1 protein-coding gene is annotated in these 559 nt (G+C 72.6%); it reads left to right on the forward strand.

Annotated features, from left to right (window positions below; translation table 11 throughout):
• Positions 1-135: 135 nt before the first annotated feature.
• The coding region (locus tag RCG67_RS17230; RefSeq protein WP_368828028.1) for a fumarylacetoacetate hydrolase family protein at positions 136-559 on the forward strand (424 nt) is incomplete at its 3' end.

The following is a 559-nucleotide window of genomic DNA, read 5'->3' on the forward strand; positions in this document are numbered from 1 at the left end:
CCTGGAGATCCAGACCGGCCGTGCCGAGGACCCGCACGGCTGGCTCACCCGCCTGGTCTGAGGCACCGCGCGCGGCCCCCGGCGACCCCGCAGGGGCCGCGCGTCGTCGTGCGGGCCGTGGGATAGCCTGGGGCCATGCGAATTGCCAGGTTCACCGTCGACAACGAGATCCACTTCGGCGCGGTCGAGGGCGCGCCCGGCGCCGAGACGGTCACCGTCCTCGCGGGCGATCCCTTCTACACCGGGGTCCATCCGACCGGGCAGCGCCACGGGATCGCCGACGTCCGGCTGCTGGCCCCGGTGATCCCGCGCTCCAAGATCGTGTGCGTCGGGCGCAACTACGCCGATCACGCCGCGGAGCTGGGCAACGAGCTGCCCACCTCGCCGATGCTGTTCTTCAAGCCCAACACCTCCGTGGCCGGCCCGGGCGACCCGGTGACCCTGCCGTCGTGGACCGAGGAGGTCTCCTACGAGGCGGAGCTCGCGGTGGTGATCGGGCGCATGTGCAAGGACGTGCCCGTGGAGCGCGTGCCGGAGGTGGTCTTCGGCTACACCGCCG

This window comes from Kocuria cellulosilytica (assembly GCF_040981245.1).
In the GTDB taxonomy this organism is placed as follows: Bacteria; Actinomycetota; Actinomycetes; order Actinomycetales; family Micrococcaceae; genus Kocuria; species Kocuria cellulosilytica.